Source organism: Akkermansiaceae bacterium (assembly GCA_019634595.1).
Lineage (GTDB): Bacteria > Verrucomicrobiota > Verrucomicrobiia > Verrucomicrobiales > Akkermansiaceae > Luteolibacter.
The window spans coordinates 898,363-924,712 of the sequence record JAHCBC010000003.1 but is presented as its reverse complement, the minus strand read 5'-3'; the positions used below and the strand labels follow the sequence as shown (position 1 = coordinate 924,712).

The window sequence follows — 26,350 nt, the reverse complement described above, 5'->3', positions numbered from 1 at the left end:
GTGGGTGGGTGTGTTCTTGAGTATCATACTTCTGGGTTTGATCGCCGTAGCTCCGTTGACGCTCCGGTCAAAGAAGTTGGGGAATTTCGTCGAAACCTTGGGAAACTCCAAGCAGATCGGTCTTCTCCTGATGGAGTTCGAGAAGGACTACGGCAAATACCCGGACGCGACGACGATACCAGAAGTACAGGCACGGACGGGAACCACCATACCCCTCGGCACCAGAACATCGAATGATTACCTGAGGCAGTTGCTCGCAGCGGAAGCGGGCTTTTTTCCCACTCCCAGAGTGGAAGAACTCTTCCACGTTCCGGGAAAGCGTCTGAAGAGACCCGATGGCGACTTTCACGGCACCCGCGCTCTGGAAAAGGGCGAGTGCGGTTTCGCCTACATCCCGGGCCTCAGTTCATTGATTCCAACGGACATGCCGTTGCTCATCGGCCCCCTGATCCCCGGAACCGACAAGGTGGACACCCGCCGCGCCGATGGAAAAGCGGTCGCTCTGTGTGTTGATGGCAGCGCGATCGAACTGAAAGTGGACAGTGCCGGACACGTCCTGATCCGCGGCAAGCGTCTTCTTGACCCCACCAACCCTATCTGGGACGGCAAGCCGCCCACGCTGGTGTGGCCGGAGTAAGGAGGATGGACACTCCTGTCCATCGACGGCATTGGCGAACGAAGGGAAGGGCGGATCTTACGACTCATGCAGATACGTCTTCGGGCGGTAGATCAGCGAGAACGGCAGATAAACAACCAGCGTCCCGAGGATCAGCCACGTGAAGAAGCGGAAGTAGGCCGCGCCTTCCAGCTTGCTCTCCCCACCGGAGAACTCCGTCCGCTTGAAGCCCCCCGGCGATGCCTTTTCCCGGATCCCCAACTCCGCTTTCCTCCGGGCCAGCCATGTATTTTTCGGAGCCACCGCTTCTCCTTCCGTTTTCTCAATGACCACACCCAGACTCCATTCTGACTTCTCCTTTTCCCCGGGGCCCTTGCTGGAGATACGGATGTGTGAGGAGTCGATCACCTCGTAACGCATGGCATGCCCCCACGGATCCTTCATCCCCTGCAGCAGCAGGTTGCCATCGTCCTTGCTGGGGAATTTCTCCGCGGAAACCTGCTCGATCCTCTCCGCGGCGGAGAAATACAGGTCGCGGCCCGGGATCTCAAAAGAGTCCAGCCGGCCCTGACGGCAGCGGGCGACAAAATCGTCCATGGTGCCGGTGATGCCGTCATATCCCGGCAGCACGATGTTCCTCGGAGATTCTTTCCAGTCCTCCGGAAGCCTGGAGATCGCTTGGGAAAATTGCGTCTGCGCCGCCGATGGTGTGGAGATGAAACGGTTCACTTCCGCGGTGAAATAGTTCCCCAGCCACACCGCCAGCCAGAAAAGCGACATCACCCAGGACTTCATCGCCCGAGGCGCCTGGGTGTAGGCGAACTCCAGTCCCACGATGGCCACCATCACCTCCGCAGCGGTGATGAGGATGAAGGAAAGCATCTGCCAGCCGATGGAGGGCCGCTGGCCAGCATCGATCCACGACTGCACCACGGTGGTGAGCACATACGTCGCCACCAGCAGCGAAAGGCCAATGCCGATCTTCCTGAGCGGCGTGAGCCGGAAAACCCGGTTGATCGCCGGATAGAGCACCAGCGTGAACAGCGGGATGAAGATGAGGATCAGGATGGGATTCACCGCCTGGATCTGGGATTCCAGCCAGGTGATGCCGAGGAAGTTCAGGTCCATCTGCTTCGCCTGCAGGACCCAGGAGGAACCGGTCTGGTCGTAGAGCGACCAGAAGACGGCGATGAACGCGAACAGTGGGACGAGCTTCGCCAGCGCGGCGAATCCCTCCCAGGAAAACGCCTCACGGAAGAATCCCCAGCCGGACGCCGGGATGTGGACGAAACGGTGCCGCCCCAGCCAGAACATGAACGTGGCGATGGCCATCAGGACGCCGGGCACGCCGAACGCCCAGTGCGGGCCGTAGTGCTCCAGCAGCCATGGAGTGAGCAGCGTGGAGAAGATCGCGCCGAAGTTGATGGAAAAGTAGAACCAGTTGTAGATGCGCGTGATCAGGTGCTGGTTCAGCTTTCCGAACTGGTCGCCCACATGCGCGGAGACGCAGGGCTTGATGCCGCCCGCGCCGATGCAGATGAGGGACAGTCCGGTGATGAGCCACCACTTCGACTCCCCCACCAGCCCCATGCACGCCAGCGCGCCGTGGCCCAGGCAGTAGAACAGCGACAGGAAAAGGATGGTGCGGTACTTCCCGAGGAAGATGTCGGAAAGCAGGGCGCCGATCAGCGGGGTGAAATACACCCACCCCGCGAACTGGTGGAAGTAGCCGACGGCCTCCGTGCCGGAAATGGAGGTGCCGCCCGTATTGTCCATGAACTGCAGGTACTGCGTCATGAACACGACCAGAATCGTCCGCATCCCGTAGAAGGAAAACCGTTCGGCGGCTTCGTTGCCGATGATGTAGGGGATGCCCGGCGGCATCTTGTCGGTTTCCAGCGGGGTGCTGCGGTGCGCCATGGCCATCAGGTTAGGGGAAAACGGAGCAGCGGTCCATGACCGTCGTTGGCGGATGGGTCAGAAGAAAAACCCGTGGTAGTCCGGTTCCTTGCCGGACTCCAGCCAGCCGAGCGCGAGCAGGAGGTAGCCCATCCCGTCCACACTGTCGCAGCGGTTCTCGACCGGATGGCTGCGGAACGCCTTGCCTGCCCACAGAAAGCGGTCCGCCTCCGCAGCCACTTGCTTCGCGAGATCGAGGCATGTCGGATCCTTGAAGTCCCGGTGGCAGCCGAGCAGGAAATGGATCACGCGGCCGTAGTGCTCCGCATAGCCGCCTTTTCCCTCCCTGGCCGGAAGGGACTCCCGGATGACGGTGATCCACCGCTGGCAGGCGGTGCGGTAAATCTCCTTTCCGGTGATCTTGTGCAGCCGCAGGCAGCTTTCGGCCATCGCCATCGGGTAGTCGTGGTTGGGGAACTGCGGCTCCCACAGGTCGCTGAAAGCCCCCGGCTGATACACGGTGGTCCGTTCGGAGACCGGGGTGCCGTCGGTGATGCGGAGATTGCCGTGGAATTTCCGGTCCTTCCCGCTCCATGCGTATTTCAGCCACGCGGAGGTCACGCGGTCCGCATGCCTCCACCAGACGTCGCGCGTTTCCGCGGGAACATGGGCGGAGGCCGCGATGAGCGAGCCGGCCCACAATCCGATCTCCGTGGTGCTGATCGAGTGGTCCCACCGCTTGGTGGGGGAATTCGGACAGTTGCTGACCAGTCCTGTGTCCGGATTCTCCGCGGCCAAGGTGTAGCGGATGAAAAGATCCGCCCGTTCCAACAGAGCGGGGTCCTTGGTCTTGCTGAACAGGAAAGCCGCGGCATGGACCAGGAGACCGCCGGACTCGATGAACGCGTGCTGCTGGCCCTTCGGCGTGGCATGGCGGTTGAACTCGCCGGTGGCGGGGGCCGTGAGATGCCGGTCGAGCATCGCGCGGATATACCGCTCCGTCTTTTCCGGGCTGCGTTCCCACAGCAGGTCCCAAGGGATCGGCACGGGTCTGGCCTCATGGTATTTGCCTTCGTTTCCGGCGGGATTTGTTCCGTAGGGGGACACGTTCTTCTCATCGAGGAAGAACAGGATCTGGTCCTGATAGGCGTGGTAATAGTAATGGTTTCCCCAAAGGATGAGACCACTCGGCCCGTCGATCAGGTGGGAAAAAACGAAGTCGAGGCAATCGTCGGTGCCCTTCCGGTAGGACGGATCTCCGGTCCGTTTGGAAAGATCCGCGGCTGCTGCCATTTGCGGCAGGTCCCAATAGGGATTCGAGCCTTTCGGCGCGGCGATCAGGCGATAGACCCTGGAGGGATAGTCGGGATGCCGGGTGTCATCCTCCGGGTAGCGGCCCGTCCGGGTGTCGATGCTGGACATCCACAGCGGGGTGGTCGTCGCGCCGTAGCGGTCCGTGCCTTCCTTCAGCACCAGATCCAGGTGCGCCTTGGTTTTCTCCAGCAAAGTCGGCGGAGAGTCCTCCGCGACCGCCATGTGAGACAGGAGCGCCATGGCGGTGAGCCAGGCAAGCATCGGTGACGGAAATGCGCGGGAACGGGACATGCGGGCAATCCGCTTTTATCCGCATCAGGCATTCCGGCACAAGTCCGGAGGATCGACCGCACCCTTTACCAGCGGACGGCGGCGGCGGCCCAGGTCAGGCCCGCGCCGAAGACCACCAGCACGATGTGCTCCCCGCGCTTGAATTTCCCTTCGCGGTTCGCCTCATCGAGAGCGATGGCCACCGCGGCGGCGGAGGTGTTGCCGTATTTGTGGAGGTTCACGAAGACGCGCTCGTTCGGCACCGTGAGCCGGTCCGCGATGGCGTCGATGATGCGGAGGTTCGCTTGGTGCGGGATGACACACGCGATGTCCTCCGACTGGAGGCCGGCGCGCTCGATGACTTTTTCCGCGGCCTCCTTCATGCGGTTGACCGCGTGCTTGAAGACTTCCTTCCCCTGCATTGCCAGCGTGGCGAGGTGGAGGCCCGCATTCGCCGGGGTGATGGGGCAGGCGGAACCACCGCCGGGGATGTTGAGCAGGTGGGTGAGGTTTCCGTCCGTGCCCATCTCCGTGGCGATGATGGAGCCTTCGCCCGGCTCCGCGCGGCGGAGAACCGCGGCACCCGCGCCGTCACCGAAAAGCACGCAGGTCGCGCGGTCCTCCCAGTTCACGAAGGCGGAGAGCTTTTCCGCGCCGATGATGAGGGCGTTCTTGAACGCACCATCCGAGATCAGCCGCTTGGAAAGCTTCATCGCGTAGAGGAAGCCGGAACAGGCGGCCGAAATGTCAAAGGCCACCGCGCGATGGGCACCCAGATTCTGCTGCACGTAGCAGGCGGTTGCCGGGGTGAAGGTGTCAGGGGTGATGGTGGCGACGATGATCAGCTCGATCTCGGAGGCGGCCAGGCCGGCTTGCTCCAGGGCGCGCTCCGCGGCCTTCGTGGCCATATGGGAGGTGAACTCACCCTCCGCGGCGATCCGGCGCTCCTTGATGCCGGTGCGGGAAAAGATCCACTCATCCGTGGTATCGACGATCTTCGAAAGCTCATCGTTGGTCAGGACCTTCTCCGGGACGTAACTGCCGGTGCCGGCGATGCAGACTTCGATGGCGGACGACGCTTCACTCATGTGGCGGGAGAGTGGAATCCGCCGCGCGGGCTCACAAGCGCGAAATGGGGGCGGCGGAGCCTTTGCGCGGGGGGGAAATGAAAACCCCGGGGACCTTGCGGCCACCGGGGCTTTGGGAAGGGGAAGACGGACGGAAGTCCGTGCTCCGTGATTACTTGCGCAGGGCCTCTTCGCGGGCTTTGGCCTTGGCGATAACGTCGTCGGAGACGTTTTTCGGGCAAGGTGCGTAGTGGCTGAACTCCATGGAGAACTGGCCACGGCCGGAGGTCATGGTGCGGAGGTCACCGATGTAGCCGAACATGGCGGACAGCGGGGCCTCTGCCTTGATGCGGACACCACCCGGGGTCGGCTCCTGGCCCTGGATCATGCCGCGGCGGCGGTTGAGGTCGCCGATCACGTCACCCACTTTTTCTTCGGGGGTGAAGACGTCGAGCTTCATCATCGGCTCGAGGATCTGCGGACCGGCCTTCGGCATGGTCTGGCGGTAGGCGGCCTTCGCGGCGATTTCGAACGCGATGTTGCTGGAGTCAACCGCGTGGAAGCCACCTTCGTTGAGGATGACCTTGAAGTCCAAGCATGGGTAGCCGGCGAGCGGCCCCTTGTCCACGGAGGTCTTGAAGCCTTTTTCGACGGCCGGGATGAACTCCTTCGGAATGCTGCCGCCGACCACCTTCGATTCGAAGATGAAGCCGGTGCCTGGCTCGCCGGGCTCGATGGTGTAGTCGATCTTCGCGAACTGGCCGGAACCACCGGACTGCTTCTTGTGGGTGTAGCTGTCGTTGACCGGCTTGGTGATGGTTTCGCGGTAGGCGACCTGTGGAGCGCCCACGGCAACCTCGACCTTGTGGGTCCGCTTGAGGATGTCGATCTTGATGTCGAGGTGGAGCTCGCCCATGCCCTTGAGGATCATCTCGTTGGTTTCCTCGTCGGTTTCGACGCGGAAGGATGGATCCTCGGCGACCATCTTGCCGATGGCGGTCGCAAGCTTCTCGGCGTTCGCCTTGTCCTTCGGAGCAACGGCGATGGAGATGACGGGCTCAGGGAACACCATCGGCTCCAGGGTGGCCGGGTTCTTCTCGTCGCACAGGGTGTGACCGGTCTGCACGTTCTTGAGGCCGACGATGGCGACGATGTCACCCGCTTGGGCGGATTCGATTTCGTTGCGGTCATCCGCGTGCATCTCCACCATCCGGCTGACGCGCTCGGTCTTGCCGGTGAAGGAGTTGAGGATGGTGTCACCCTTCTTGATGGTGCCGGAGTAGATCCGGGTGAAGGTCAGGGCACCGAACTTGTCGTCCATGATCTTGAACGCCAGCGCGCGGAGCGGCTTGGCAGGATCGGAAACGGCGAATTCGCCGGTTTCGTTGCCTTCGGCGTCCACTTCCGGGAGAGGCTTCACTTCGACCGGGGATGGGAGGTAGTCCACGACGGCGTTGAGGACGAGCTGCAGGCCCTTGTTCTTGAAGGAGGAACCGCAGTAGGTCGGGAAGAACGCGAGGTCGATGGTGCCCTTGCGGATACAGCGCTTGATGGTGTCGATGTCCGGCTCGGTGCCTTCGAGGTAGGCTTCCATGACTTCATCGTCCTGCTCGACGGCGGTTTCGATGAGGGCGGCGCGGTACTCCTCGACCTTATCCACCATGTCGGCGGGTACGTCTTCGATCTTGAAGTTCTCCGGCAGACCGGAATCGTCCCAGATGTGGGCCTTGCGGGTGAGCAGGTCCACGACGCCGACGAAGTCGGACTCGGTGCCGATCGGCAGGACCATGACGAGCGGGGTGGCACCCAGGATGCGCTTCACCTGGCCGATGACGCGGTAGAAATCAGCGCCGATCCGGTCGAGCTTGTTGACGTAGATGACGCGGGAAACCTTCGAGTCGTTCGCGTAGCGCCAGTTGGTTTCGGACTGTGGCTCAACGCCACCCGAACCGCAGAACACACCGATGCCGCCGTCCAGAACCTTCAGGGAGCGATAGACTTCGATGGTGAAGTCAACGTGGCCGGGGGTGTCGATGACGTTGAACTGGTGGCCGTTCCAGAAACAGGTGGTCGCGGCGGACTGGATGGTGATGCCCCGCTCGGCTTCCTGCTCCATGAAGTCCATCGTGGAAGCACCGTCGTGCACCTCACCGATCTTGTGGATCTTGCCGGTGAGCTTCAGAATCCGTTCAGTGGTGGTGGTTTTGCCCGCGTCCACGTGGGCGAAAATGCCGATGTTGCGGTATTTGGAGAGGTCCTTCATGCGTTTGGTGGCTTCGGTTGGCGGGGCGACGGTTTTCGCGCCGGGCGGAACTGCTTAGTCGAGGCAGAGAATTTGGCAATCCCCAACTCGCGGATTTTACCGGGATCCGGCCCCCGGAAGGGCGGAAATCCGGTCGAATAAACCCGGCTGCAACTCCATCAGACACATTATGCGAGCCGGAACCCGGAAATTTCGTAAGGCCGGATGGCTGGTGGGAATCATTTTCGTCACATCCGCAATCCTTGCGGACGCGGCGATTTCCGCCGCCTGGGAGCAGTTTCCGACCAGGAAAAATGCGGATGAATGGCTGGTCTATGACTGGGGGAGGAGCCAGTACTACCTGCCGTCCTGGGATTCCACGGCGGACGGGGAACACATCTGGTTCTACCATGACGGTGACGCCGTACTGGAGTTTTCCGCGGACCGGGTCTCCGCGGACGGCTGGCAGGAGTTCGTCCGCTTCGGCATGGCGGACCTGCAGCGGATGACCACCACCGCACCCTTCATTTGGTGGGACGTGTCCGGGCATACCTTCATCACCGGGCCGGGGCAGCATGTCTTCACCACCCCGCTTTCCGGCTCCGTGGGGATCTTCCGGGTCGCGGTGTTTCCGGACTATTTCCCGGTCATCGTCGAGTGAAAGCCGGTGAAATTCGGAATTGCCACCCGTAGGGGCCCCCGGCTTCCTTTGCGCAGGGATGGAGGACTCATTGATCGGATCCATGGACCGCCTGCGCCGCCTGGACGGGTTTGCGCCGGTGGAGGTCGCCCGGCGGCTGCGTCATCTGCCCGGAATGGTTTTCTTCGACTCCGCGGGCTACACGCCGTTTGGCGGCAAGCGGACGATCTCGGTCATCGCCGCCCGCCCGGTCAGAATCCTCAAAGGGAGCATCCATTCACCCGCGGACCGGGAGGTTCTGGAGAACGCCCATGCCGCGGGCACAGGCTTCGCCCGGGACTACGGCTTCCCGCTCGGCGGACTCTGCGGTTGGGTGGACTACGAAGGGGAGTTCGTTTTCGGGGAGTACCGGGAAATGCTGGTGCATTGCCACGACGATGACAGTTGGTGGGAAACCGGCGGGCTTTCCTCTGAAATCCGTGCTGAAGGAGCAGGTGGGGATGCACCCGTGATCGGAGATTTCCGTGCCCTGACGGGTCGGGAGCGCTTCATCAAGGGCGTGGAGCGGGTGAGGGAATGGATCGCCGCGGGCGACATCTACCAAGTGAATCTCTCCCAGGCGTTCCGGGCGGAGATTTCCGGCGGCTCGCTGTTCGATCTCTATGAATCCCTGCGCGAAGCCTCCCCCGCGCCCATGGCGGCCTGGCTTTCGCTGGATGGCAGGGAGGTGCTCAGCTCCTCGCCGGAGACCTTCCTGAAAATCTCCGGGCGTGGGATCGAAACCCAGCCCATCAAGGGCACGCGTCCCCGCTTTCCGGATCCGGACGAGGACCGGCGTTCCGCCTACGAGCTGCAGACCTCCGCCAAGGAGATCTCAGAACTGGTGATGATCACCGACCTGCTGCGGAACGATCTCGGGCAGGTCTGCGGATTCGGCAGCGTGACGGTTTCCGAAATGCTGCGGTTGGAAACCCTCGCCCAAGTCCACCATCTCGTTTCCACCGTGGTGGGCACCCTTCGTCCGGAGATTTCCACCGTCGGCGCGCTGGCCGCCTGCTTCCCGGGGGGCAGCATCACCGGAGCACCGAAAAAGCGGGCCATGGAGATCATCCGGGAGCTGGAGGACGCTCCCCGCGGCATCTACTGTGGGGCCATCGGCTGGCTCGGTTTCAACGGCGAAAGTTCCTTCAGCATCGCCATCCGCACGCTCATCCGGGAGGGAGACCACCTCACCTATCAGGTCGGAGCCGGCATCGTTGCGGATTCCGATCCGGAAAAGGAGTATGAGGAAACGCTCCACAAGGCCGCCGGAATCCGATTGGCGATCGGGCGTTGGCAAAGCTTGCGCCCGGGCGGATGACACTCTATCCCAAGGGCCTTCCGGACGCCTCCGTAGTTCAATGGATAGAACGAGGGTTTCCTAAACTCTAGATCCGTGTTCGATTCACGGCGGGGGTATTTCCGGATATTGGCCGCAAATGGCCTGTAGTCACCTATATGGTTCTTTTGCTCCCCGGGCGGCCCCGGTGGTCGGCGGCAGCTCCCCGAAACCCATGGGCATGAATCCATTCTTCATCGGATTCCTGAAGTATGCCGGGGATTTGCGGCAACCATCCAGGGGCCTTCCGATCCAGATCCGGAAAATTTCCATGTGATACTTCCAGCGGTTGGAAACAACCCGTTCCCGGAAGCAAATCATCATGCACCGGAAAATCCATCCCCTCGTCGGGCTCGCCGTTTTCACGGCGGGCATTTTCGCCACCTGCGGCGCGTCGTCTGCGGCGATCCTTGCGAATTACACCTTCACCGGAAATCTGAGCTCCTCAGGCCAGACCTTCACCGGCACTGTAGGAGATTTCAGCATTTCCGGAGGAGATGCCGGCCAGAACGGACTCTCCGGCGCGGGGAATGTGTTTTTCCGTGGAAACGGGCTCACAACGACAATCGGCGGGGCGATCACCGCGGGAGACTATTTCACCTTCACCATCACTCCCGGGCCAGGCACCCAGTATCAGCTCGACAACCTGAAGTTCACATTCGGCGTCCAGAATAACTCGGCGACCCCCTTCACCGGCTCCGTGGCACTTTATTCAAGCATCGATGGATTCACAACCCAGATCGGAAGCACCGCCAGCGGGGCCATCGCGGGTGACGGAGGAGGCCCGATCTGGAATTCACCCGCCACCATCGATCTCTCGGGCTTCGCCACGCTCACTCCCTTGACCCCGGTGGAATTCCGGTTCTACGCCGCCATTTCCAACCTCAGCAACAGTAACGTCGACAACCGCATCGTGCGACTCGACGACATTCAGTTGAACGGCACCCTGATCCCGGAACCCACGACCGCTCTTCTGGGATCACTGGGAATACTGGCGCTCATCCGCCGGAAACGCTAGACAGATCCACCCATGGAAGAATCGGATCAACTCCTGCGGTCCAGCCAGCAGGGCAACATCGACGCCTTCGGCAAGCTCGTCCTGCTCCATGAGGGGTGGCTGCGCGCTTTCCTGCGCGCTCGGCTCCGTGACAGTCATGCGGTGGATGATCTCGCGCAGGATGTCTTCGTCACCGCCTTCCTGCGCGTCAGGGATTTCCGGCTGGGTGAAAGTTTCGAGGCCTGGCTCCGCGGCATCGCGATCAATCATTTCAGGAACCATGTGCGGAAGCGCCGCGAAAGCCACATCGGCGGCCAGGCTGAACTCGACGAGCTGATGAGCCAGCGGCCGGAAATCTCCCTCTGTGGTGGTTCCCTTCTCGAAGCGCTCGAAGAATGCCTTTCGAGGCTCAATCCAGCTTCCCGCGAGCTGCTGGACGAACGCTACCTGAAGGGCCACACGGTCCGCACCCTGAGCGCCGAAAGCGGAATGAACTACTCCGCGCTGACGATGCGGCTGCACCGCATCCGTGAACAACTGGCCCAGTGCGTGCAGCTCAAACTCGGAATGAACGCATGAACGATCCCGGAACATTGGCCCGCATCATCGGAGGGGAAGCATCCACCGATGAGATCGTACGTTTCACCGAAGCGGCGAAGTCCGATCCGCAACTGCTGGAAGCCTATGTGAAGCACGCCGAGATCGACGCCGCCTTGTCCGTGCTCCGCGAAAATCCCGCGCTGAAAGAACAAATCCACGAGCGGCTTCTCGAAGCAGTCAGAGATGCCGAGCGGAATCTTTTCCGTCAGAGCATCACCCGCCGGCTGGAGATCCGCCGGAAGTTCACCCGCGTCTCACGGATCGCCGCCGCGCTCGCGATCTTCGCCGCCGGCGCCCTGCTCTGGTCGAAGCTGTGGCCGCAGGACGTCGCGACGATCACCCGGCTGGAAGGCGTGGAGTGGGATGGAAACGCCGCGGGCGGGGTCGGTGCATCGCTGCGGAAAGGAACGGTGCTTTCCATTTCCGATGGCCTCGTCGAACTGGAAATGGATGGCCGCGGCACGATGATCCTCGAAGGCCCGGCCCGGCTCACGCTCGAAGCCGCCCATGGATCCTCACTCAAGCACGGACGGCTGACCATGCACGTCACGGAAAAAGGCCACGGCTACCGGATCGAAACCCCCGAAGGTGACATCGTCGATCTCGGGACCGAGTTCGGCATCGCCGTCAGCTCCGACGGTGAAAGCGAAATCCATGTCATCGATGGCAAGGTCGAGGTTTCACCGAACGGCGGTTCGACCGAGCTTCTCGCCCGCGACGAAGCGATGCGTCTCGGTGGTGGCGGAAAAAGGATCGAGGCGGACCGCGCCGGATTCTACACCGCGCTGCCGCCGCGTTCGGAATCCACCGCGAACTACGTGCACTGGGGCTTCGACGAACTCTCCGGCCCTGCCATGGCCGCCGAGCGGGGCCTGCCGCCGGGACCGAAGGAAATGACCCTTCATTTCATGGATCAAGGCGCGCCTCCCCTCCGTGAGACAGCCGTCTTCGGTACGGGGATGGCGTTCGACGGCAAAGGCTCCTACACCGAGAGCGCCTTCCGCGGCATCGATGGCAACAAGCCGCGCACCGTCTGCTTCTGGGTGAAAGTACCGGAGGACATCGGTCCGCGCGAAAGCTCCGCACTCGTATCATGGGGGCGCTTCCAGCATGATCGCTACGGGGAAGCTTGGCAGATCTCGATCAACGCGATCCCTTATGATGGGGAGGACGGCCGCATCCGTGTTGGTGCGGTTGGCGGTACGATCGTCGGCACGCAGGATCTTCGTGACGGTAAATGGCATCATGTTGCGATCGTTCTCTATGGAGGATCGCATCAGGACATCGGCACACACGTCATCGTCTATATTGATGGAAAGATGGAAAGGATTTCCCGCCGCGCGCTCGGCCAGATCATGACCAACACGCAGTCGGCGGACCATGGCGTCTGGCTTGGCCGGAATATTTCCTATCTCCGGACGACACCGGACCACTGGCACGGAGGATTTTTCCGCGGCTCGATGGATGAGGTCTATATCTTCGACGCCGCCCTGCCGCAGGGAGACATCATCGGGCTGATGGAGAGAAATGCTCCGCCGCGATAAGTCGCCGCGATCCCGTTGAATTCATCCTCCATGCACCTGATCGGAACATTCACCGCCATCGCTTTCGCTGCCACCGCGCTCCTGAAACCTGCGGCTGCCGCCGGAAACAAAACCGTCCGCTTCAAAGCGGACCATGACTCGGTCCTGCGGAATCCGGCGACCGGCTGGGCGCTTTATGCCGCCGATCTGCACCTGCCGGATGCCAATGCATATTGGAAGGAAGTCGAAGCCTTCGTGCCGGCGGCATCCATCGTCTATATCCGTTTGCCATGGTCGCTCTATGAAACGGAGGAAGGAGCCTATGGCTGGGAACAACCTGGGAATCTCAAAACGCTGATCGATGGCGCGAAGCAACGCGGCCTCAAGCTGGCGTTCCGCGTCGTCCTGAATTCGAAGGACTGCAAACAATCCGCCGCTCCCGCGTATGTCCGCGCCGCCGGAGCGAAGGGCTACGATGAGAAAGGCGAGGGCGGCGTTCCTCTCTGGTCGCCCGATGCGCGCGACCCCGTGTTCCGCGCGAAGTTCGGAAAATTCCTCGATGCCTTCGCCATGGCTTTCGACGATCCGGCGGCGGTGGATTTCATCGATGCGGTGGGATTGGGCTACTGGGGTGAGATGCATCACCTCGGATTTCCAAGGGAAGACCGCCCGGAAGTTTACGAATGGATCTGCTCCAGCTACGCTGCACGTTTCAAAAGAGTGCTGCTGGGGACGCAGGTCGTTTCCGATCTTGGGAACAGCGGACCGTTGGACCGCAGCATTGCGATCGGGAGACATGGTTACGTCGCGCGGTTGGACAGCCTTGGCAGCCATTGGATGTGGCATGAGAAACTTCCCTCAACCATCGGTGACGCGCCGTTCTTCGGGGAGTCCTGTTACTTCTCCCTCCGCGAATGGGACATGTGGAAAGACCCCAAGGAAAAGTTCGAAAATCCGAGACAAGTGCTCGAAGCCACGATGAAGGATGCCTTCCGTTACAAGGCGAACACGCTCGATCTGAGAAAACCGAACGATTGCCGGACATGGTTCGAGCTTGCCCCCGATCTGGTGCGGCGGTTTGTCAGCGAAGGCGGCTACCGGATTTTTCCGGAAGAGATTTCCTACCCGGAGAAAGCGGAAGGACAGACGCTCACCATCAAACACACCTGGCGGAACCTGGGCATCGGATTCCTGCCTAACGGAAACCGGCGGTGGAACGGGAAATATCGCGTCGCCTTCGCGTTGTTCCGCACGGGGGGCACGCCCCCGTTCGCAGTGCACGTGGACCAGAACATCGATCCCGGAGAGTGGAAGGGGAAGAGCCGGCATGAATGCTCGACCACGATCCCTTTCCCAACTCCGTCCGGAACTTATCAACTGGCCGTCTCCATCGTCGATACGACGCGCGGGAACGAACCTGGCATCCATCTCGCCACGCATGACGCGAAGCTCGTTTCCGGATGGACCGTCATCGGAAAGGTCGCGGCCGGGAAATGAAATCTCCACGACGTGAACCCACAATGGTCATGAGACTCCGGAGCATTATCTCCATTCCCCGCGCACAGGCGGTGATGTCGGTGTTCGTCGTTCCCGGACTGTTCCGGGGAGTTGGGTTCGCGTTGACGCGCACGGATGAAAATTCCGTGGGGAATGATCTCAGGATGTAACCTTTGCCGGGGTTGTTGCGGATCATCACTGTCCATGAAACGCACCGCCATCATCATCGCCTCCGCCCTCCTGCCGCTGGCCGGTCACGCGGAGGAAAAACCGCTATGGGAAATCCAGGGCCGTCTCGGGGAAAAGGCGAGTCCGCGGATCGATGCGTGGCTGAAGGAACTCTTCATCGCTCGGGGAGGGATCGTCGCACCGGTCAGCGGCCAGACGATGTTCCGCATCGCCGGATTCGAAAACGGGAAGACGCCGGAAAGCGATTGGCTGGCGGAGGTGCGCGGGCTTTCCGACATGAAATCGATCATGGAGAAAGTGGAGGCCGGATCGAAGCCGGACGGCACGGGCCGTTTCCTCGTCGAGAGGGAAGGTGTGCGCTACCTTGTCTGGCAGGAGGGCGATTCCGTTCTCCGGCTGGCGGGGCCGCCGGAAAGCGCGGGGATTTCCGTGGCCCCAGCGGTACCCATGCAGGAGGGCGCGTGTCTTTCCGGGTGGGTGGATCTCCTGCGCCTCAACAGGAACATCGAGTCGAAGGTGCTGAAAACCGCCACCAGTCTCAGCTTCTCGGTGGCCGGAGCGGGCGAGGGAGTGACGGTCGATCTCGATGCGGGCCTCGTGAACCGTGAAGCCGCGGAGATCGGCAAGGCGCTCGCGGAAGATCTCACCGCCCGGCTGGCCGTGGACGGGGGCCGCCCCACCGTCACCACGGATGACAACAAACTCAAGGTGCGGTTCGGGCTGAGTGCGTCCCTTCTCGACAAGATCGTCGGGGAAATGAAGGCCGCCATCGAGAAACGCTGAACCGTCATTGCCCGAAGGTGACCGCGAAAACGGACAACGATCTCGCCCTGCTCTGGAAATCCGGAGCGGAGGAGGCCTACAACGAACTGGTCCGGCGGCACCTCGAGCCGATCCATCGGTATGTCCGCTCGCGCTGTGGGAATGATTCCGATGCCTCTGATATCTGCCAGGATGTCTTTCTCGAAGTCTGCCTGAAGATCTCCAATTTCGATCCCGCGTATCCGTTTTCCGCCTGGCTCCACATGATCGCCCGCCACAAGGCCGTGGACCGTTTCCGCCGCCAGAGGCCGGTGGAGGAATTCCAGGCCGCCATCCATAGTGGCATGGATTCCAGCCATCCGTCCCTCATTCTGGAAGAACATGAAGCGGCGCTGGAAGCCTGGGAAAAAGTCTTCCGGCTGCTGCCTGAGGCGCAGGCCACCGCGTTGTGGCTGCGGGTGCAGGGGCAGCAGAGCATCGAGGAAATCTCCGTCACCCTCAGCCAGAGCGTGGCGAACGTGAAGGTCCTGCTTTTCCGCGCCCGCCAGCGCCTCGCGAAAGAATGGCGGCCAGCCAACCTCATCCAATCCTGAATCCCATGGAAGACATTGATCCCACCTGTGATGCCGTGCAAGCCGGGCTCTCCGCTGCGATGGACGGCGACGAAAGACTCCCGGACGCATGGATGCGGCATGCGAGCCATTGTCCCGAATGCGCCGCCTTCCTCGAAGCATGGGGTGGCGGACTGGATGAAATGCTCGCAGGACATGTGCCGCCACCGCTGCCGGAGCTTTGCGAAAAGATCCTCCTGCTGCCCGTGGAGGCACGCGCCTCCCGAACGGACCATCGTTTCCGCAACTACCTTTCGGCGGCCGCGGCGGTCGTCGTGCTGGGTGTCTGCGGCTCACTGCTCCTTGACGTTCGTCCCGCCGGAAGCGTCGCTTCCGCGGAACCATCGTCCGCGGACAGAGAGCTCGCCGCCATCAAGTCCGACCTCCGCCGCGGTCTTGCCTTCCTCGGTGAACCCACCGGCGCGGTGAAGCACACCCTTGCTCCATGATCCCCTGGAACGTTCCCGCCGCGTGCGATGCCCGCGATCTGGTCCGCATCGCCGGGCTCACCGTGGACTATGGCGAACGCCGTGCGCTGGAGGATGTCCACCTGCGCATCCCGCCGGGCGAGATCTTCGGTCTGCTGGGGCCGAACGGCGCGGGCAAGACCACGACGTTCCGGGTGATGGCCACGCTGCTGCCGCCGACCTGCGGCGAGGTGGAACTCTGCGGCATGAACACCCGCGAACATCCGCGCGCGATCCGCTCGCTCATCACCTACATGCCGGATCTGGCGCCCATGCCATCCGATCTGCGCGCCATCGAATACCTGCGCTTCTTCGCCGAATCCTACGGCCTCCGCGGAAAGGCCCGCAATCTGCGCGTCATGGAATGCCTCGAATCCGTCGGTCTTCTCGACCGCTCGAAGGATATCTGCACGAAGCTCTCGCTCGGCATGCGCCAGCGGCTCGCGCTCGCGAAATCCATCCTCCACCGGCCCCGCCTGCTCATCCTCGACGAGCCGGCCAGCGGCCTCGATCCGCTCGCCCGCGTCGATTTGAAAAACACCCTCCTGCGCCAGGCCGAGGGCGGCGCCACGGTGATCCTCAGTTCCCACATCATGGCGGAAATCCAGAGCCTCTGCACCTCCATCGGTCTTTTGCAGAATGGTCGGCTGTTGGATGCGGGACCCATCCGCGAGGTGCTTTCGAAATTCGACCGCACGGAAATCCGCATCGTCGTCCGCGCTCCCGGGCGGCGTGACGAGGTCGCCGGATGGTTGCACGCGATGCCCGGAGTGAACCAAGAACTCCGCGGTATCGATGAAGAAGCGATCGAACTGCGTCTCGACGAAACTCGGCTCACACGCTCCGCCCTTTTCGTCGCGCTCGGAGAAGCCCGGCTTGGCGTCACCGGCATGCAGGTCGTGGAAACCAGCGTCGAGGAAGCCGTCGTCCGCCTCGCCAACCAGGACTCTCCGTCATGAACGTCCCCGATTTTCCTTCCCTCTGGAACTTGCCTGCGAATCCGGTTTTCCGCCGCCATGCCGCCGCGTTGCGGCCGTGGCGCTTCATCCCATGGCTGGTGGTCACACAGATCGTGGCCGGATTTTTCTGGCTCGCCGGCATACTCCTGTATCTGCGCGTGCGCGAGCCTTCGTTCGCCGAGGCGGATTTCAATTCAGCCGCCTTCCATGGCATGCTGGAGAAACATGGCACGAACGCGTTCTGCCTCGGGTGGGGCGCGGTGCTGGCGCTCCAGGGCTTTCTGGTGATCTTCAAAGGCACGTTCAGCGTGGCGACCGGTGTCGCCCGCGAATCGAACGAAGGCATGATGGAAGCGCAACGTCTCACGCCGGTGCCCTCCGGCCACAAGATCGTGGGACAGTTGCTGGGGCTGCCCTTGCTGGAAAACCTCATCGCCCTGCTTCTCATCCCATGGGCCGCGGCCAGCGCATGGCTCGGAGGACTTTCGCCGCTGATGATGGTGAAAGTCTATCTGATCTTCGCCACCTCCACATTGTTCCACCACGCCGTGGGCCTCGTGGCGGGCACGCTGATCCGCCAGAAAATTCTCGCGGGAACCCTCTCCCAGATGATGGTCCTGCTGCTGCATTTCGTGCTGCCCATCCTCGGCGGATTCGGGATCGGCCTGATTTCCCATCTCGGCATGGAGGCTGCCGTCACTTCCGAGATCGGCCTCGCCACGCCCGCCCTTTTGAAAGAAGGAGGCGTCTTTTTTCACGGCGGCTACCCTCCCCCCGTCGATTTTTTCGACTGGAAAATCTCCGTCTCCGGCTACCACTGGATCATCAATGTCACCATGATCGCCGCTTTCGCCGCCATGCTCGCACGGCGTTGGAACGATCAGGATTCGCAGATCCTCGGCAAAGCCGGCACCACCCTGTTCGCCGCGTGGCTGCTCACCCTGACCTGCGGCGAATTCCTGCCCGCCCTTTCCGGCGGCGGATTGATGGAAATGCTCACCCATGGCGAGCGGAGCCTCTCCTTCTTCGTCTCCAGAATGGGAAACGGGACCATCGGCGTGTGGTGGCTCGCCGGATTCTCCGCGGCCCTCGGACTGGTCAATCTGGTCTTCACCCTTTCTCTGGTTCCGTCGCGGAAGGCCCGTTCCCGCTGCCGTCATCTCCACCATGCGCCGTGGTGGCACGACGGGCGGAACTCAGTGCCATGGGTCGCCGCCATCTCCCTCCTGACCGCCATCGCGTGGATCCTCGTCGCCGGCACGTTGCTTCGCGAAACGCCGGAGATGCGGAAGTTCACTCTCGATGCTGCCGGCAAGCTTTGGATCGCCGCGGCCCTGGCGGTTCCCGCGCTCGCCCTGCACGCGCTGGTCCTGTGGCGCGGCTGGAAGATCGCGATGGCTGCCATGTTCGCCGTCTGGATCGTGCCACTGATGATCGCGGTCATCGGCGTGCTGATGGCGGTCGATCTGGACGGCTGGCCGAAGTGGATCGGCGGCATCTCCGGGCTGGTGATGCCCGCCTACGCCTCATTCGCCGAAGCCGCCGCCTTGCCGGACGCGGACTTCCGCGGCGTGTTCCATGTATCGCTCGCGCTGCATGCCGCCGCCGCGGTGGTCTTTTTCCTCAAGACACACCGCGGGAAATCCGCATGAAGAACCCGGGCCGTCATGTGGATGGGAAATGATGCGTCCCCCCTGTAACCTTTTGCGTTCCGGTTGCGGATTTCCACCGCATATGAAACACCAATCCTTCATCTCCAATATCGCCATGCTGGCCGCCGGATGCCTCATCGGCTGGTATGCGAAAACCGCCAATCCCGAAGCTGGCCCGGTTCCTCCCGCGACCGGAACGTCCCTGCCGAAGCATTCTTCTCCGGAGGGAATCAAACCGACGGCTGAAACGAAACGGCCGGAGCGCCCCAGGCCGGAGCCGGTGGGGAAAAACGGCTTCGCTTCCAAAGTCGAAGGGCAGGATGGAGTGGAGAAAGCGCTTCTCAAGCGTCTCGGTGGCGGGTTGGCGCAGCACATGGAAAAACTTTCGGCCGCGCTTGATCTCACCGAAGCCCAGCGGGCATCGCTCGGCTCGTGGCTGGAAGGTGGAGTGAAATCCCTCGGGTCCGCGGCTTCCGGCGACCCCAAGGCCGCGGAGGAGCTGATGAAAAAACTCACGCCGAAAGCCCTTGAAGAACAGCTTCTCTCCGGCCTCACGCCGGAACAGAAAACGGCGCTGGAAGAATTCCGGACGAAGGAACACCGGTCGAAGGTGGATGCGGCGGCATTGAAAAGCCTCTCGAAGATCCAGAGCACGATCGATTTGGCGGACGGCCAACGGGATGAGGTTTATCGCATCCTTGCTGAAAACGCCGACACGGATCTGAAGGCGATGCAGGACGGGAGCGATCCGACTTCCATGGTGGCTGAGGAATTCGGACTGGATCTCGATCCCTACGGCCTGGGCATCGGGAAACTGCTGGAAGATGTGGGCGCGGAAATCACGGCAAACGGTGAAAACGCCGATACAGGAAAGGTGAAGCAGCGGGTGCTCGAAGCCTTCGGCAAGCGCGTGGAAGAACGGGTGGACAGGCTCCGTCCCGTTCTCAACGAAACGCAGATCGAGCGCTACCGGAGTGAATTGCAGGCCCAGGGAATGGGCGTTCTGGGAGTCTGGAGTTCGTCCCCATGAAAAGGCAGGGCTCCTGCATCAGGGAGAAGGGCCTTCCTTGGCAGAATCCGGGATCCGGGGACGTCCGCCACTTGGGAACGACAAAGCGGGTAATGACACGGTGAGAACGGGAATTCCCACTTGATCGCCACGCATGGGCATTTCACAAGTCCTCAGGCTGCATGAGGAAGACAGGACCGGATGAGAAAGTTTCCTGAACTCTGGATCCGTGTTCGATTCACGGCGGCGGGGTATTTCCGGATGGCTGGAGTTCAGGGATCCCACTCGATGTGGATTTTCCAGCCGTTCTTCCGCAGGGCGGGTTCACCGGACGCCGGTTCGTGATAAGCGGAGAATGCCGGGCCGCTGACGAGGGTTGCGGTCATCTCCCCGATCTCCGGGTCGATCTTCCGGATCGCCTCCATGCACAATGCGGAAGCATGGTCCGCCAACTGGATGTCCATCGGACCGAAGGCCTTGGCCGACGGTGGGATGACGTAAATGGTGGGGAAATAGATCGCCTCCGTTTTCGCGTTCCGGGCGAGCGCGACCTTGAAGACAAACGCGGAGCTGCCGGTGGAAGATGGTTCCTGCGGGGGACGTGCCATGCGTCATTTCACGGGTTCGATTCCTTTGAGCGTCGAGAAGCTGATCCGGCGCATGGTGTCGAGAAACTCGGTCATGTACACGGCGGCGGCCTTTTCGGCCGTGGTCGCCGCATACAGGTTGGCTTGCAGTCCGGATTTCCGGATGGGCCGGGAGGCGACATAGTTCTTCTCCAGATACGGTTGCACCGCCCAGCCGGGCATCGCCGCGATGGCACGGTTACTGGCGACCAACTGGAGGATCGCCACGGTCAGTTCCGTCTTGCGGCGCGCAGGTTCGACACCGGCGGGGCCCAGCACCTCGCGGATGACGTCGATGCGGTCATCCGGTATGGGATAGGTAACCAGCGTTTCCTTCGCGAAATCCCTCGCGGTGAGATGGTCCTTCTTCGTGAAGGGATGATTGCGGGAAAGAAGCGCGAGCACCTCGTAACGGAACAGCGGGTGATAAGTGACGCCGGGGCGGGGTTTGGCGGTGGAGACGATGACGAGGTCGGCGGCGTCGTCGTGGAGCAACCCCACCGGATCGGGCTGGAAGCCGGAGACCAGATCCATCTCCACTTCCGGCCAACCTTCGCGGAAGGCATCCATGCTGGGCATCAGCCAGTCGAAGCACGAATGACATTCCACCGCGATGCGGAGTTGCCCGACTTTTCCATCGGCGATCCGTGCGACATCCCGCTCGCACTGCATGACCATCTTCTCCACATCGTAGGCGGTCCCCAGCAGGCGCTCTCCGGCCGGACTCAGGCGCAGGGGCGTGCTCTTGCGCTGGAACAGTTCCACCCCGAGGTGATCCTCAAGCGCCTTCACCTGATGGGAAAGTGCCGGCTGGGAGAGATTGAGGCGTTTGCCGGCCTTGGAAAGGTTGCCGGTTTCGGCGATCGCGACGAATGCGCGCAGCAAGCGGAGTTCGAGCATGGGGGTGAGGTTGGTCATTCGATTTTTGAATGACCATCATAAAAACAATGAACTAGGTGGATGATGAGGGTGGTTGCTAGGGTGACGGACATCATGAGCAAGATCCAAACGCACATCCTCGGTTACCCCCGCATCGGGGAGCAGCGTGAACTGAAGAAAGCCACCGAGCTTTTCTGGAAAGGCGAAATCCCGCGTCCGGCGCTGGAGTCCGTTGGCAAAGAGCTGCGCAAGCACGCGTGGAAAAAGCAACACGAAGCCGGCATTGACCTGGTGCCCTGCAACGACTTTTCGTTCTATGACCAGATGCTCGATGCGGCCTGCCTTTTCGGCAATGTGCCACCCCGCTTCTCCTGGGACGGAAAGAGCGCCAGCCTCGACCTCCGGTTCCAGATCGCCCGCGGCGCCCGTGATGCGGGGGAGCAGGATTCCTGCTGCGGCGGCACCTGCGGTTCGGGCGGCTTTGCCGGGGAGATGACCAAGTGGTTCGACACGAACTACCACTACATCGTTCCGGAGTTCCAGGCGTCCACCGAGTTCAAGCTTTCCGATACGAAAATCTTCAACGAGTTCCACGAAGCGAAAGCCATGGGACTCAACGCGAAGCCGGTGCTGATCGGCCCGGTGACCTACCTCACCCTCGGCAAGGTGCAGGATCCCGGAAATCCGGACTTCGACCGCTTCGAGCTGCTCGACCGTCTGCTGCCGGTTTATGAAGACATCCTCTCGCGCCTCGCCGCGGAAGGCGCCGGATGGATCCAGCTCGATGAACCGGTGTTCGCGCTCGATCTGGACGACACGCAGCGCGAAGCTTTCGCCGCCAGCTACGCGCGTCTCGCCAAGGCGGCCGGATCGGCGAAACTGTTGGTGGCGACTTACTTCGGCGAGCTGCGCGAAAACCTTCCGCTGTTCCTCGGCCTCCCGGTCGCCGCGCTCCATTATGACGCCGTCCGTGGGGAAGCGGAGGTGGATGCCCTTCTCTCCGCTTTCCCGGCTGACAAGATCCTCTCGCTGGGCGTGGTGGATGGCCGCAACATCTGGAAGAACGACTTCGACGCCTCGCTGGCCATCCTTGGGAAAGCGAAGGCGAAAGTCGGTGCGGATCGTCTATGGGTTTCCGCTTCGTCGTCGCTGCTCCACACGCCGGTCACGCTGGCGGGCGAGAAGAAGCTCGATGAGGAGATCAAGGACTGGCTCGCCTTCGCCGACCAGAAGCTGGTCGAGATCAGCACCCTCGCCGGCCTGGTTTCCGGAGATGGCGTCCAAACCGCGCTGGAGGCGAACCGCGCCAGCCAGAAGCGCCGCCGCGAGAGCACCCGCATCCACAACCCGGCGGTGAAAGCCCGTGTCGCCGCGGTGACACCCGCGGACAGCCGGCGCATCTCCGCCTTTCCGGTGCGCCGGAAGCAACAGCGCGAAATGCTGCGCCTGCCGTTGTTCCCGACGACCTCCATCGGTTCGTTCCCGCAGACTGCCGAAGTCCGCGCGGCCCGCGCGAAGTGGAAGAAGGGCGCGCTTTCCGACGCCGACTACAACGCCTTCCTCAGGGAGGAAACCCGCAGGTGCATCGAATGGCAGGACGAGATCGGCATCGACATGCCGGTCCACGGCGAGTTCGAGCGCAACGACATGGTCGAGTACTTCGGCGAGCAGTTGGACGGCTACGTGTTCAGCCAGTTCGGCTGGGTGCAGTCCTATGGCTCCCGCTGCGTGAAGCCTCCGATCCTGTTCGGTGACATCACCCGACCGAGGCCGATGACGGTGGAATGGAGCGCCTTCGCCCAATCGGTGACGAAGAACCCGATGAAAGGCATGCTCACCGGGCCGGTCACCATCCTCAACTGGTCCTTCGTCCGCGACGACCAACCGCGCTCCGTCTCATGCAAGCAGCTCGCCCTGGCGATCCGCGACGAGGTGGTGGATCTGGAAAAGGCAGGCATCCGCGTGATCCAGATCGACGAAGCGGCTCTCCGCGAGGGCCTCCCTCTGCGCAAGTCGGACTGGCAGGAATATCTCGATTGGTCGGTTGAGTCGTTCCGCATCACCGCCAGCGGGGTACAGGACGCGACCCAGATCCACACCCACATGTGCTACTCGGAGTTCAACGACATCATCGGTGCCATCGCCGATATGGACGCGGATGTGATCACCATCGAGACATCCCGCTCGAACATGGAGCTGCTCGACGCGTTCGTGGACTTCAAATACCCGAATGAAATCGGACCGGGCGTCTATGACATCCATTCGCCGCGGGTGCCGACGGTCCGGCAGATCGAGGATCTGCTCAACAAGGCGGCCGACGTCATCCCTGAGGGCAACCTGTGGGTCAATCCGGACTGCGGCCTGAAGACCCGCGGCTGGGCCGAGGTGAAACCCGCCCTCATCAACATGGTCGAAGCCGCGAGAAATCTCCGCGGGGCCGCCAAAGCCACCGTTTGATCCAACCCCGGTGACGCAAGGCATGCACATCCGTGATATCCTCGCCGGTGACGGACCGAAGTTCTCCTTCGAGTTCTTCCCTCCGAAATCAGCCGAAGCGGCGGACAACCTGTTCCGCAGCATCTCGGAACTGCAGCCTTGTGATCCCGCGTTCGTCAGCGTCACCTGTGGAGCCGGCGGCACGACCCGTGACGCCACCCACGGCCTTGTTGTCCGGCTCCAGGAGGAAAAGGCGCTCAACACCATCCCGCACCTGACCTGCATCGGGCATTCGGAAGCCGATATCGCCGGTATCCTCGGGCGCTACGCGGAAGCGGGCGTCTCGAACATCCTCGCACTGCGGGGCGACCCGCCGAAGGGATCGGCCGGGACGCCCCCGGGGGACTTTCCCCATGCGGCTGACCTGGTGTCCTTCATCCGGAAGTTTTCCGAAAGGCACGGACATGATTTCGGCATCGGCGTCGCGGGGTTTCCGGAAGGTCATCCCGCCACGCCCAACCGCATGCTGGAGATGGATCACCTCAAGGCCAAGATGGACGCTGGGGCCGACTACATCTGCACCCAGCTCTTCTTCGACAACCACGATTTCCACGACTTCCGCGACCGGTGCGGGCTGGCGGGGATCAACGCGCCGATCCTCGCGGGGATCATGCCGGTCACCGGCGCTTCCGGCCTGAAGCGGATGGCGGAACTGGCGGCGGGCGCACGTTTCCCGGCGAAACTCCTCAGGTTGCTCGCCCGTGCCGGAGGGGATGAGGATGCCGTCCGCCGCATCGGCATCCACTACGCGACCGCCCAATGCTCGGATCTGCTGGATCACGGGGTGAAAGGCATCCACTTCTACACCCTCAACCAATCCAGCGCCACCATCGGCATTTTCAGATCCCTTGGCCTCCCCACGTGACATTGCGGCCCGCCATGGTCGCGCGGTAAGCTTGTGCGGATTGAATGTCCCATGCTCGGATGCATGATCTGAAATACGCTTGAAGTGTTCCACCGGAGCCGAACCGGGGGCTGCCACTTTCCCCGATGGATACTCCGCGCGCCTGCTTTTCGCCCAAGGCCGGCGACGTCCGATTGGCGGTCCGGAGCTGGCAAAGCTTGCACCCCGGTCGCTGACACTTTATCCCGAAGGCTCTCCGGTCGCCTCCGTAGTTCAATGGATGGAACGAGGGTTTCCTGAACTCTGGATCCGTGCCATCTCTTTCCGTGCAAGCTTCGGGGAGGCTTGCGGGTCGGACGGAGTTATCCGCACGACCGAGCCCGTCGCAGAGCAGATTCCTGAAACTTTACCCGCCAATGAGTCAGCATGAAACCCGTCCTTCACACCCGTTCACCCCACGGGCTTCCAGTTGGCTGACCCGGGCCTCAACCCTCCTTCCCCTGCGGGCCAAGGATGCGTTCATCCACTCGAAGCTGGCACGCAACATCAATGCGGCTCGGTTGTACTTCAAGGCTCTGGTGGGTTCCCGCGCCAACGCGGCGTCCCTGCTGTGCAGCGCCTATGGATACAGCAGTTCGACATTTGTTGATCGTCGGATCATTTCGAAGTTGAGAGGGGGGGGATTCCCTCTGGAGGAGGAATTCTGGAGACCGTTGGTCGCCAACTTTCCCAGATACAGATCGCTTCTCAAGGAGCAGTCCGTGCTCACGCGTTCCATCATTCTCAAGGAACCCGGAGCTCACGGGGAAAAAGGGGTGTTGCTCATGTGTTTCGAATACAACTGGGCGCGTTTGGCCATGGCAACACACGGGCAGGATTTCCAATGGATCGACGACAATTTCGATCTCATACTCTCCACAAGCTGGTCTCCCACGGACTATCTGACCCTGAGCTTGCTGCTCTCAAAGACAAAAGGCCCCCTGTTCGTTCAACCTTGCAACCGTTGGGAAACGGAAAAGCTGGCCCGCTTCCACGAAAGGATCATCCCCGTCAACAGTTTGCCCTGTGATTGGATCAATCCCTCGTTTTACGCCTCCGTTCCATTGGCTGGGCGGGATATTGATATTCTGATGGTGGCCAACTGGGGGGAATTCAAGCGGCACTGGGATTTTTTCAATGTGTTGCGTCAATTGCCCGCAAATTGGAGGATCGTGTTGGTGGGGCAGAAGGAAGGTGGCAGGGATGCCGGCTTCATTGCCAAACTGGCCAACAAGATCGGCGTGCCACAATCTTTGGAAATCCACCAGTCGATCCCCATTGCCGAGGTTTCCGCTTTGCAGCAGAAGGCGAGGGTCTCCCTGATATTCACGCGCAGGGAGGGCTGCTGTGTTGCCGCCGTCGAATCCATATTCGCCGGTTGCGCGGTCGGCATGAGGGCGGATGCCCACATCGGTTCGCTGGATTATCTCAATCCCTCTACGGGCGGATCCCTGAGGCCGGGGCACCTTGCCGAAGACATTCTGAGCCTGCATGCTGCGGCTTCGCCGGAGACTTCCTCGGAATGGGGCCGATCCCACATCTCCTGCCATCACTCGCTCGCCAGGTTGGCGGAAGTGCTGAAAGCCCATGCCGCTTCCAGGAACTTGCCATGGACAAGGGAACTGCGCCCGGTTCACTGGCGTCCTCATCCATGTCATATCAATGAACAAGATCAGAGCGAACTGTCGGAGCTTCACCAGGAATGTCATCGGCGGTATCCTGATCTTTTTCCGGTCGATCTGATGGATGTCTCAAAACAATAGCGCCTGATCCA

General features: G+C 61.8%; 22 protein-coding genes and 1 tRNA gene. 17 read left to right on the top strand and 6 right to left on the bottom strand.

The features are described from left to right. Window positions 1-37: 37 nt before the first annotated feature. Complete coding sequence (locus tag KF712_14700) at window positions 38-637, top strand: hypothetical protein (protein ID MBX3742239.1); 600 nt, start codon at window positions 38-40, stop codon at window positions 635-637. Window positions 638-694: 57 nt separating this feature from the next. Here KF712_14700 and KF712_14695 read toward each other — a convergent pair whose 3' ends face one another. The 4 genes from KF712_14695 to KF712_14680 all read right to left on the bottom strand — a co-directional run bounded on the left by KF712_14695 (window position 695) and on the right by KF712_14680 (window position 7,429). Next, window positions 695-2,536, bottom strand: coding sequence for a POT family MFS transporter (locus KF712_14695; GenBank protein ID MBX3742238.1), 1,842 nt, complete (start codon window positions 2,534-2,536; stop codon window positions 695-697). Between the two features lie 57 nt (window positions 2,537-2,593). Beyond that, complete coding sequence (locus tag KF712_14690) at window positions 2,594-4,069, bottom strand: hypothetical protein (protein MBX3742237.1); 1,476 nt, start codon at window positions 4,067-4,069, stop codon at window positions 2,594-2,596. Window positions 4,070-4,185: 116 nt separating this feature from the next. Further along, the gene (locus KF712_14685) at window positions 4,186-5,166 is read right to left on the bottom strand and encodes a ketoacyl-ACP synthase III (GenBank protein ID MBX3742236.1); all 981 of its coding nucleotides are present in this window, start codon (window positions 5,164-5,166) and stop codon (window positions 4,186-4,188) included. Window positions 5,167-5,338: 172 nt separating this feature from the next. Continuing rightward, window positions 5,339-7,429, bottom strand: coding sequence for an elongation factor G (locus KF712_14680; protein ID MBX3742235.1), 2,091 nt, complete (start codon window positions 7,427-7,429; stop codon window positions 5,339-5,341). 169 nt (window positions 7,430-7,598) lie between these two features. On the opposite strand from KF712_14680, the gene KF712_14675 reads away from it, so the two are divergent. The 13 genes from KF712_14675 to KF712_14615 all read left to right on the top strand — a co-directional run bounded on the left by KF712_14675 (window position 7,599) and on the right by KF712_14615 (window position 19,713). Continuing rightward, window positions 7,599-8,069 carry a hypothetical protein gene (locus KF712_14675; protein ID MBX3742234.1) on the top strand — a complete coding sequence of 157 codons (471 nt, stop codon included), beginning with the start codon at window positions 7,599-7,601 and terminating at the stop codon, window positions 8,067-8,069. Between the two features lie 58 nt (window positions 8,070-8,127). Beyond that, complete coding sequence (gene pabB / locus KF712_14670) at window positions 8,128-9,408, top strand: aminodeoxychorismate synthase component I (protein ID MBX3742233.1); 1,281 nt, start codon at window positions 8,128-8,130, stop codon at window positions 9,406-9,408. A 26-nt stretch (window positions 9,409-9,434) separates the two neighbouring features. Next, a tRNA-Arg gene (locus tag KF712_14665) sits at window positions 9,435-9,506 on the top strand. 242 nt (window positions 9,507-9,748) lie between these two features. Next, window positions 9,749-10,444 (top strand): hypothetical protein, encoded by a 696-nt coding sequence (locus tag KF712_14660; protein MBX3742232.1) that lies wholly within the window; start codon window positions 9,749-9,751, stop codon window positions 10,442-10,444. Window positions 10,445-10,456: 12 nt separating this feature from the next. Further along, window positions 10,457-11,002, top strand: coding sequence for a sigma-70 family RNA polymerase sigma factor (locus tag KF712_14655; GenBank protein ID MBX3742231.1), 546 nt, complete (start codon window positions 10,457-10,459; stop codon window positions 11,000-11,002). Continuing rightward, the gene (locus tag KF712_14650; GenBank protein ID MBX3742230.1) at window positions 10,999-12,567 is read left to right on the top strand and encodes a FecR domain-containing protein; all 1,569 of its coding nucleotides are present in this window, start codon (window positions 10,999-11,001) and stop codon (window positions 12,565-12,567) included. Before KF712_14655 ends, KF712_14650 begins: the two co-directional genes overlap by 4 nt. Before the next feature lie 30 nt (window positions 12,568-12,597). Continuing rightward, a complete protein-coding gene (locus tag KF712_14645; protein MBX3742229.1) occupies window positions 12,598-14,043 on the top strand; it encodes a hypothetical protein in 1,446 nt (481 codons plus the stop codon). A gap of 204 nt (window positions 14,044-14,247) precedes the next feature. Then, on the top strand, window positions 14,248-15,015 hold the full coding sequence (locus KF712_14640) for a hypothetical protein (GenBank protein MBX3742228.1): 768 nt from the start codon (window positions 14,248-14,250) through the stop codon (window positions 15,013-15,015). Window positions 15,016-15,032: 17 nt separating this feature from the next. Next, entirely contained in the window at window positions 15,033-15,587 is a 555-nt protein-coding gene (locus KF712_14635) for a sigma-70 family RNA polymerase sigma factor (GenBank protein MBX3742227.1), read from the top strand. A gap of 5 nt (window positions 15,588-15,592) precedes the next feature. Next, window positions 15,593-16,054: a hypothetical protein gene (locus KF712_14630; GenBank protein ID MBX3742226.1), complete on the top strand. Its 462-nt coding sequence runs from the start codon at window positions 15,593-15,595 to the stop codon at window positions 16,052-16,054. Next, window positions 16,051-17,031, top strand: a complete 981-nt coding sequence (locus KF712_14625) for an ABC transporter ATP-binding protein (protein MBX3742225.1) — start codon at window positions 16,051-16,053, stop codon at window positions 17,029-17,031. The genes KF712_14630 and KF712_14625 overlap by 4 nt, the downstream gene beginning before the upstream one ends. Next, on the top strand, window positions 17,028-18,683 hold the full coding sequence (locus tag KF712_14620; GenBank protein MBX3742224.1) for a hypothetical protein: 1,656 nt from the start codon (window positions 17,028-17,030) through the stop codon (window positions 18,681-18,683). Before KF712_14625 ends, KF712_14620 begins: the two co-directional genes overlap by 4 nt. Before the next feature lie 82 nt (window positions 18,684-18,765). Then, window positions 18,766-19,713, top strand: coding sequence for a hypothetical protein (locus tag KF712_14615; protein MBX3742223.1), 948 nt, complete (start codon window positions 18,766-18,768; stop codon window positions 19,711-19,713). Between the two features lie 251 nt (window positions 19,714-19,964). Here KF712_14615 and KF712_14610 read toward each other — a convergent pair whose 3' ends face one another. Beyond that, window positions 19,965-20,300, bottom strand: a complete 336-nt coding sequence (locus KF712_14610) for a hypothetical protein (protein MBX3742222.1) — start codon at window positions 20,298-20,300, stop codon at window positions 19,965-19,967. 3 nt (window positions 20,301-20,303) lie between these two features. After that, window positions 20,304-21,236 carry a LysR family transcriptional regulator gene (locus tag KF712_14605; protein MBX3742221.1) on the bottom strand — a complete coding sequence of 311 codons (933 nt, stop codon included), beginning with the start codon at window positions 21,234-21,236 and terminating at the stop codon, window positions 20,304-20,306. A 75-nt stretch (window positions 21,237-21,311) separates the two neighbouring features. On the opposite strand from KF712_14605, the gene metE reads away from it, so the two are divergent. The 3 genes from metE to KF712_14590 all read left to right on the top strand — a co-directional run bounded on the left by metE (window position 21,312) and on the right by KF712_14590 (window position 26,339). Further along, a complete protein-coding gene (metE, locus tag KF712_14600) occupies window positions 21,312-23,654 on the top strand; it encodes a 5-methyltetrahydropteroyltriglutamate--homocysteine S-methyltransferase (GenBank protein MBX3742220.1) in 2,343 nt (780 codons plus the stop codon). 22 nt (window positions 23,655-23,676) lie between these two features. After that, entirely contained in the window at window positions 23,677-24,558 is an 882-nt protein-coding gene (gene metF / locus KF712_14595) for a methylenetetrahydrofolate reductase [NAD(P)H] (GenBank protein ID MBX3742219.1), read from the top strand. A 395-nt stretch (window positions 24,559-24,953) separates the two neighbouring features. After that, window positions 24,954-26,339 carry a hypothetical protein gene (locus KF712_14590; GenBank protein ID MBX3742218.1) on the top strand — a complete coding sequence of 462 codons (1,386 nt, stop codon included), beginning with the start codon at window positions 24,954-24,956 and terminating at the stop codon, window positions 26,337-26,339. Window positions 26,340-26,350 lie beyond the last annotated feature (11 nt).

Coding starts and splice junctions, on each gene's coding strand:
- KF712_14695 (MBX3742238.1), bottom strand. CDS start 2,536: ATGGCGCACCGCAGCACCCCGCTGGAAACCGACAAGATGCCGCCGGGC.
- KF712_14690 (MBX3742237.1), bottom strand. CDS start 4,069: ATGGCGCTCCTGTCTCACATGGCGGTCGCGGAGGACTCTCCGCCGACT.
- KF712_14680 (MBX3742235.1), bottom strand. CDS start 7,429: ATGAAGGACCTCTCCAAATACCGCAACATCGGCATTTTCGCCCACGTG.
- KF712_14675 (MBX3742234.1), top strand. CDS start 7,599: ATGCGAGCCGGAACCCGGAAATTTCGTAAGGCCGGATGGCTGGTGGGA.
- pabB (MBX3742233.1), top strand. CDS start 8,128: ATGGAGGACTCATTGATCGGATCCATGGACCGCCTGCGCCGCCTGGAC.
- KF712_14660 (MBX3742232.1), top strand. CDS start 9,749: ATGCACCGGAAAATCCATCCCCTCGTCGGGCTCGCCGTTTTCACGGCG.
- KF712_14655 (MBX3742231.1), top strand. CDS start 10,457: ATGGAAGAATCGGATCAACTCCTGCGGTCCAGCCAGCAGGGCAACATC.
- KF712_14650 (MBX3742230.1), top strand. CDS start 10,999: ATGAACGATCCCGGAACATTGGCCCGCATCATCGGAGGGGAAGCATCC.
- KF712_14645 (MBX3742229.1), top strand. CDS start 12,598: ATGCACCTGATCGGAACATTCACCGCCATCGCTTTCGCTGCCACCGCG.
- KF712_14640 (MBX3742228.1), top strand. CDS start 14,248: ATGAAACGCACCGCCATCATCATCGCCTCCGCCCTCCTGCCGCTGGCC.
- KF712_14630 (MBX3742226.1), top strand. CDS start 15,593: ATGGAAGACATTGATCCCACCTGTGATGCCGTGCAAGCCGGGCTCTCC.
- KF712_14625 (MBX3742225.1), top strand. CDS start 16,051: ATGATCCCCTGGAACGTTCCCGCCGCGTGCGATGCCCGCGATCTGGTC.
- KF712_14620 (MBX3742224.1), top strand. CDS start 17,028: ATGAACGTCCCCGATTTTCCTTCCCTCTGGAACTTGCCTGCGAATCCG.
- KF712_14615 (MBX3742223.1), top strand. CDS start 18,766: ATGAAACACCAATCCTTCATCTCCAATATCGCCATGCTGGCCGCCGGA.
- KF712_14610 (MBX3742222.1), bottom strand. CDS start 20,300: ATGGCACGTCCCCCGCAGGAACCATCTTCCACCGGCAGCTCCGCGTTT.
- KF712_14605 (MBX3742221.1), bottom strand. CDS start 21,236: ATGACCAACCTCACCCCCATGCTCGAACTCCGCTTGCTGCGCGCATTC.
- metE (MBX3742220.1), top strand. CDS start 21,312: ATGAGCAAGATCCAAACGCACATCCTCGGTTACCCCCGCATCGGGGAG.
- metF (MBX3742219.1), top strand. CDS start 23,677: ATGCACATCCGTGATATCCTCGCCGGTGACGGACCGAAGTTCTCCTTC.
- KF712_14590 (MBX3742218.1), top strand. CDS start 24,954: ATGAGTCAGCATGAAACCCGTCCTTCACACCCGTTCACCCCACGGGCT.